The sequence below is a fragment of the Amycolatopsis sp. NPDC059021 genome (genome assembly GCF_042739895.1).
In the GTDB taxonomy this organism is placed as follows: Bacteria; Actinomycetota; Actinomycetes; order Mycobacteriales; family Pseudonocardiaceae; genus Amycolatopsis.
This window is the reverse complement of the sequence record NZ_JBHYIQ010000001.1, coordinates 99,911-106,341: the sequence shown is the minus strand read 5'-3', so window position 1 is coordinate 106,341 and position 6,431 is coordinate 99,911. Positions and strand designations below refer to the sequence as shown.

At 72.0% G+C, this 6,431-nt stretch carries 6 protein-coding genes; 4 read left to right on the top strand and 2 right to left on the bottom strand.

What is annotated here, in order from left to right:
- Window positions 1–189 precede the first annotated feature (189 nt).
- Genes ACFWX1_RS00385 through ACFWX1_RS00370 form a run of 4 tightly spaced genes read left to right on the top strand, consistent with a single transcriptional unit; the run spans window position 190 to window position 4,214 of the window.
- Window positions 190–912 (top strand): response regulator transcription factor, encoded by a 723-nt coding sequence (locus ACFWX1_RS00385; RefSeq protein ID WP_378382631.1) that lies wholly within the window; start codon window positions 190–192, stop codon window positions 910–912.
- Entirely contained in the window at window positions 909–2,567 is a 1,659-nt protein-coding gene (locus tag ACFWX1_RS00380; protein ID WP_378382630.1) for an ATP-binding protein, read from the top strand. Before ACFWX1_RS00385 ends, ACFWX1_RS00380 begins: the two co-directional genes overlap by 4 nt.
- The gene (locus ACFWX1_RS00375) at window positions 2,564–3,589 is read left to right on the top strand and encodes an LLM class flavin-dependent oxidoreductase (RefSeq protein WP_378382629.1); all 1,026 of its coding nucleotides are present in this window, start codon (window positions 2,564–2,566) and stop codon (window positions 3,587–3,589) included. The genes ACFWX1_RS00380 and ACFWX1_RS00375 overlap by 4 nt, the downstream gene beginning before the upstream one ends.
- A 25-nt stretch (window positions 3,590–3,614) precedes the next feature.
- Entirely contained in the window at window positions 3,615–4,214 is a 600-nt protein-coding gene (locus tag ACFWX1_RS00370; RefSeq protein ID WP_378382628.1) for a DUF4360 domain-containing protein, read from the top strand.
- Here the strand turns inward: ACFWX1_RS00370 and ACFWX1_RS00365 are convergent.
- Both ACFWX1_RS00365 and ACFWX1_RS00360 read right to left on the bottom strand, forming a co-directional pair.
- Window positions 4,150–4,863, bottom strand: a complete 714-nt coding sequence (locus ACFWX1_RS00365; RefSeq protein WP_378382627.1) for a gamma-glutamyl-gamma-aminobutyrate hydrolase family protein — start codon at window positions 4,861–4,863, stop codon at window positions 4,150–4,152. The genes ACFWX1_RS00370 and ACFWX1_RS00365 overlap by 65 nt on opposite strands.
- Complete coding sequence (locus ACFWX1_RS00360) at window positions 4,860–6,353, bottom strand: aldehyde dehydrogenase (RefSeq protein ID WP_378382626.1); 1,494 nt, start codon at window positions 6,351–6,353, stop codon at window positions 4,860–4,862. Before ACFWX1_RS00360 ends, ACFWX1_RS00365 begins: the two co-directional genes overlap by 4 nt.
- Window positions 6,354–6,431: the final 78 nt, after the last annotated feature.

Below are 6,431 nucleotides of genomic sequence, written 5' to 3'. Positions count from 1 at the left end.
CGGGGGGGGGGGCGGGGGCCGGCGCCCCCCCCCCCCCCCCCCCACGTCCGGGGGCGGGCCGGTCCGCGCGCCTCCTAGGCTGTGGTCCGTGCCTCAGATCCGCACCAACCGAATATCAACAGTTGCTCAACGACCGCCCCGGCGCTGTTGCCACCGCCGAAACCGGGGAGCAGCATGAGGTTCCGCGACATGGGAGGTACGGCCGAGGTGGCACCGAGCGCTCGACGCCGGATACTCGTCGTCGACGACGACGAGCGGGTCCGCACGGTCGTGACCTGGCAGCTGGAGGCCGACGGGTTCCTGGTGACCGAGGCGGGCGACGGCCACACCGCGCTCGAACGGATCGCCGCCGAACCACCCGACCTCATGGTCCTCGACCTGTCGCTGCCCGGCCTCGGCGGACTCGACGTCCTGCGGCGCGTCCGGCACGACCGGTCACGGACGCCGCTGCCCGTGGTCGTCCTCAGCGGACGAAGCGGCGAGACCGACCGCATCGTCGGGCTCGACCTTGGCGCCGACGACTATCTCGTGAAACCGTTCTCCCCGGAGGAACTCGCCGCGCGGGTGCGGTCGGTGCTGCGCCGCAGCGTCCCGGTGACCACAGTGGACGGCGAGACCGAGGACGGCCTCCGCATCGACACCGCCGCCCACCAGGTCACCCTGGACGGCGCGTTCGTGGAACTGACGGCCAAGGAGTTCGACCTGCTCGTGTTCCTGGCCCAGCACCCGGGGCAGGTGTTCACCCGCGCGCAGCTGCTGCAGGCGGTCTGGCGGTCCTCCCCCGGCTGGCAGTCCGACGCCACCGTCACCGAGCACATCCACCGGCTGCGCGCCAAGCTCGAAACCGGCCCCGGTGGCCCGCGCAGGCTGCGCACGGTCCGCGGCGTCGGCTACCGCTGGGAACGCGCATGATCCCGAACCTGCCCCGCGTCGAGTCCGCGTTCGACCACGCCGACAGCCTGCTGCTGCTCGAACGGGAGACGCGGGTGCTGGACCTGCTCGCCTCCGGCGCCGAACTCGGCGACGTCCTCGGCGCGGTGACCGAGGCGCTCAACGAGCTGCTGCCGTACTCGCGGTGTTCCATCCTGCTGCTCGACTCCACGCGGGCGACACTGCACCACGGCGCCGCGTCCGGCCTGCCCGCGCACTACGTCGAGGCGATCGACGGGCTGTCCATCGGGCCCGAGGCGGGCTCCTGCGGCACCTCCGCGTACCACGGGATCCAGGTGGTCGTCGAGGACATCGCGACCGACCGCCGGTGGGACGACTACCGCGCACTGGCCGAACTCGCCGGGCTGCGCTCCTGCTGGTCCCAGCCCGTCCTCGGCCGTGACGGCGGTGTGCTGGGCACCTTCGCGGTGTACCACACCGAACCGCACCTCCCGCCGGAACGCGAGGTGCGGCTGGTCGAGCAGTTCACCCACCTCGCCTCGGTCGCCATCGAACACGCGCGGCTGTTCGGCGCGCTCGCCGAAAGCGAGGAACGGTTCCGCAGGGCTTTCGAGGACAACGCCGTCGGCATGGCGCTCGTCGGCCTCGACCGCCGGTTCACCAGGGTCAACCGCGCGCTGCGGCATATGCTCGGACTGTCCGAAGTGGACCTTCTCGGCGTCGAACTCGGTGCCGTGCTTCGGCCGGACCTCGTCGAGCACACCGCGGACATCCTCACCGACCTCGTCGACGGCGACGCCGACAACGTCCAGTTCGAAACGGTGTGCGTCGGCAGCGGCGGCGCCGAGATCGTCGCCGCGGCGACCGCGTCGATCGTGCGGCGCGCCGACGGCGAGAAGATGTACCTGAGCCTCAACCTGCTCGACATCACCCAGCGCCGCGCAGCCGACCGGGAACGGCGCGCCCGGCGGGAGGCCGAGGTCGCCCGGCACGCGGCGGAGGAGTCCAACCGGGCGAAGTCGGAGTTCCTGACGTCGCTGTCCCACGAGCTGCGCACCCCGATGCAGGCCATCACCGGCTTCGCCGAACTCCTGCGGCGTCTCGACCTTCCCGCCGAGCGGCGTCAGTCGGCGCTGCACCACATCACCGAGGCGAGCGACCACATCCTCGCCCTCGTGGACGACGTCCTCGACGTCGCCAAGATCGAGGCGGGCGCCCTCGAGGTCCGGCCTGAGCCACTCGAACTGCGCCAGCTCGTCGGCGAGGTCGTCGCGCTGCTCGAACCGCTGTCCCACCACCGGATCTCGCTGCGCGTCGAAGGCCCCGAACGCCGGATCAGCGCCGACCGGCGGCGGCTGCGCCAGGTGCTGATCAACCTGGTCACCAACGCGATCCGGCACAACGAGCCCGACGGCTGGGTGCTCGTCGAGACCGCGGAGACCGCCGACGGCGCCCTGATCCGGGTGACCGATTCCGGGCCGGGCATCAGCCCCGAACTCCTGGAACGGCTGTTCGTCCCGTTCCAGCGGCTCGACGCCGAGGCACGCGGCGTGCCGGGGGCCGGGCTCGGCCTGGTGCTCGCCCGCGGCCTGACCGAGGCGATGGGCGGGACGCTGAGGCTCACCAGCACGCCCGGCACCGGGACGAGCGTCGAAGTCGCGCTCCCGGCCGGATGAGCTCGCCGCCGCGTCTTTCGGTGCTGGACACCTCGCCGATCGTGCAGGGGTCCACGCCGAAGCGGGCCCTGCTCGACACGGTCGATCTCGCGAAGCTGGCCGACTCGCTGGGCTACCACCGTTACTGGGTGCCCGAGCACCACGACATGCCCGGCGTCGCCGGTTCCGCCCCCGCGGTGCTGATCGGCCATCTCGCGAACGCCACCCGGCGCCTCCGCGTCGGCGCGGGCGGAGTGCTGCTGCCCAACCATCCGCCGATCGTGGTGGCCGAGCAGTTCGGCACGCTGGCCGCGCTCCACCCGGGACGGATCGACCTCGGCCTCGGCCGCGCGCCAGGCGGGCCTCGCTCCTCCGTGGAGGCGGTCCGGCAGGAAACAGCGCGCACCGCGAAGACCTTTCGCGAGCAGCTCGACGAACTCCGGGCGTTCTTCGCGCCACGGGAAGGCGTGCGGCCGCGGGCGATTCCCGTCCTCGGCGGCAACGTCCCGCCGATGTGGCTGCTCGGCTCTTCGCCCGCCAGCGCCGAACTCGCGGGTGAACTCGGCCTCTCCTACGCCTTCGCCCACCACCTCAACCCCGGGGCGGCGGGGGAAGCCGCACGCGGCTACCGGGAGCGGTTCCGCGCCTCGGAGCATGCCACGGAACCGAAGATGCTGGTCAGCGTCTCCGTCATCGCCGCGGAGGACGACGACCGCGCCGAGTGGCTCGCCGGCTCCACCCGGTTGAAGGTACTCAGCCGGGTTCGCGGGCACCCCATCCTGCTGCCGAGCCCGGAGGACGCGGCGGCGTATCCCTACACCGGCGAAGACCGGGCCGAAATCGCCGCGCGCTCCGGCAGTGTCCTCGTCGGCGGCCCGGAGACGGTGACCGAACACCTGCAGGCGGTGCTCGACGAGACCGGGACCGGCGAGCTCATGGTGACCACGCCCGTGTACCACCACGCGGATCGCCGCCGGTCCTACGAGCTGGTCGCCACCATCGCCGATCGGCTCCGGCCTCGCGAGTCTCCCCATCCCGTGTGATCGCCTCGGCCCCGAGGAGGAAGTCATGTCCGGTCTCGCCTTCGCCGCGCTCACCACGCTTCTGCTCGCGCCGCCCGCCGTGGCCCGGCAGGACCCGCCCACCGGACCGGTCACCATCGAGCCGGTCGTCGTCAACGGATCGGGTTGCCCGCCGGGAACGACACGGATCGCCGTGGCACCGGGGAATACGTCGTTCACCGTGTCCTACCGGGAATTCACCGCCAGGATCGGCGGGGACTCGCTCCCATACGACCGGCGGAAGCTCTGCCAGCTCAACCTGGACGTGCACATCCCGGACGGCTATACCTACGGCCTCCGGCGGGCCGATCACCTCGGCTCGGCCGCGCTGACGGCCGGGACCACCGGCACCCTGCGGGGAACGTACTACTTCGCCGGTGTCCCGACGCCGCCGGAGACGGTCCACGCCTTCCGTGGGCCGCTCGATGGCGGCTGGACGGCGGGCGCGGACGTCGGGCAGATCGCCTACAAGCCGTGTGGCCTGAAGGGAAACCTGAACCTCAAGGCGGAAACGCGGCTCGCCACCTCCGCCCCGGCGGACGTCAGCACCCTGACCCTGGACTCGAGCACCTATCACTTCGCCTGGCGAACCTGCCCGCGGCGGTGACCAGCGCGTCGAAGAGTGCCTGCTGCGCGGGATCTCCGGCGGCCGTGTCCTCCGGATGCCATTGCACGCCGAGGAAGTCCACATCGGACAGTTCGGCGGCCTCGACCGTGCCGTCCTCGGCCCAGGCCACCGGCCGCAGGCCCGCGCCGAGCCGGTCGAGACGCTGGTGGTGGAAGCACGAAGCGTCGGCCTTCTCCCCCACCAGCCCGGCCGTGCGCGAACCCGGTTCGACGCGGACGCCGTGCACGACGTGCCGATGCGCCCCGGGCATGTGCTGATCCAGCGTTCCGCCGAGCGCGACGTTGACGATCTGCAGGCCGCGGCAGATCGCCAGCAGCGGCCGCCCGGTGTCCAGCGCCCACCGGGCGAGCGCGAGGTCGAACTCGTCCTGCGCGGTGTCCACGTCGTACACCTCGTCCGAGCTGGTCGGCTGCCCGTAGCGCGCCGGGTCGAGATCACCGCCGCCGGGCAGCAGGACTCCGTCCGCAAAGGACAGTCGCGTGACGTCGCCCTCCGGGTGCACGGTGAGCGGTTCGCCCCCGGCGGCCAGCACGGCGGCCGACAGCGCCCGCGCGGTGACGACGGCCGAGTAGCGCAGCGCCGACGTCGAAGCGGCGAAGCGCGCGGGGATGACGATGAGCGGCCTCACGGCAACGCGATCCAGGTCGTCTTGAGATCGGTGAACTTCTCCAGCGCGTGCAGGGATTTGTCCCGCCCGTGCCCGGAAAGTTTCGTCCCGCCGAAGGGCACGGTCAGATCGCCCTCCTCGTAACAGTTGACCCACACGGTGCCCGCCCGCAGCGCGCGAGAGATCCGGTGCGCGCGCCCGAGGTCCCGGGTCCACACCGCCGCCGCCAGCCCGTAGTCGGTGTCGGCGGCCAGCGCCACCGCCTCCTCGACGGTGTCGAACGTCAGCACGGACAGGACCGGGCCGAAGATCTCCTCCCGCGCGACCCGCATGTCCGGGGTGACCCGGTCGAGTACGGTCGGCGCCAGGTAACTGCCCCCGCTGTCCACGCGCGCACGCTCACCGCCGACGCGTACCCGCGCGCCTTCTTCGAGCGCGACGTCGATGTGCGACAGGACCGAGTTCAGGTGTTCTTCGCTGACGACCGGGCCCATCTTCGTCGCCGGGTCCAGCGGGTCACCGGGCGTGAAATCGGCGGCACGCGCGACGACACGCTCCAGCACCTCGTCCGCGACGCTCTTGTGCACCAGCAGCCGCGAGGGCGCCGTGCACATCTCGCCGGAGTTGAAGAAGATGCCCCACGCCGAGGTGTCGGCCGCCGCGCCGAGTTCCGGCGCGTCGTCGAGGATGATGTTGGGTGACTTCCCGCCGAGTTCCAGCCAGACCCGTTTGAGGTTGGAATCCGCGGCATAACGCAGGAAATGCCTGCCGACCTCGGTCGAGCCGGTGAACGTCACGACGTCGACGCCCTGGTGCAGGCCGAGCGCCCGCCCGGTGACCTCGCCGGGACCGTTGACGACGTTCAGCACGCCCGCGGGCAACCCCGCCTCGGCGGCGAGCCGCGCCAGGTGCAGCGCCGACAGCGGGGACTGTTCGGCGGGTTTCAGCACGACGGTGCATCCGGCGGCCAGCGCCGGGCCGAGCTTCCAGCCCGCCATGGTCAGCGGGAAGTTCCACGGCACGACGGCCGCGACGACACCGGCCGGTTCGCGAGTCACCAGCGCGAGGGAATCCGGCCCCGCGTCCGGGATCTCGCCCGCGGTCTTGTCCGCCGCTTCGGCGTACCAGCGCAGGGTGTTCGCCAGCGCGGCGAGTTCGATGTTCCGCGCGTCGGAGATCGGCTTGCCCATCTCCAGCGAGACGCTCAAGGCGAGCACGTCCGCGTCGCGCTCCACCAGTTCCGCCAGCCGCAGCAGGTGTTTCGCGCGCTCACGCGGTTTGAGACGCGGCCACGGTCCGTTGTCGAACGCGTGCCGGGCGGCGGCTACCGCGCGGTCGACGTCCTTCTCCCCCGCCGCGGCGACCTCGGCGAGCACGGTGCCGTCGCGGGGCGACGTGACGGCCATCGGCGTGCCATCGACCGGATCGGTGAACGTGCCGCCGAGGAACAGCCCGCGCGGAGGGGACACCCGCGCGGCCAGCCGCAGCCAATCGTCGTGGCCGAGGGACATGGACACCTCCGAGAGTGCGCACACCGGGCTTGACCGCGGTGATGCGGTCACTTACGTTTGGGCCCGAACGATATCGTG

What these genes read in the sequence shown, in the direction of transcription:
- ACFWX1_RS00385 (WP_378382631.1), top strand. Translation starts at nt 190, where the DNA reads ATGGGAGGTACGGCCGAGGTGGCACCGAGCGCTCGACGCCGGATACTC.
- ACFWX1_RS00380 (WP_378382630.1), top strand. Translation starts at nt 909, where the DNA reads ATGATCCCGAACCTGCCCCGCGTCGAGTCCGCGTTCGACCACGCCGAC.
- ACFWX1_RS00375 (WP_378382629.1), top strand. Translation starts at nt 2,564, where the DNA reads ATGAGCTCGCCGCCGCGTCTTTCGGTGCTGGACACCTCGCCGATCGTG.
- ACFWX1_RS00370 (WP_378382628.1), top strand. Translation starts at nt 3,615, where the DNA reads ATGTCCGGTCTCGCCTTCGCCGCGCTCACCACGCTTCTGCTCGCGCCG.
- ACFWX1_RS00360 (WP_378382626.1), bottom strand. Translation starts at nt 6,353, where the DNA reads ATGTCCCTCGGCCACGACGATTGGCTGCGGCTGGCCGCGCGGGTGTCC.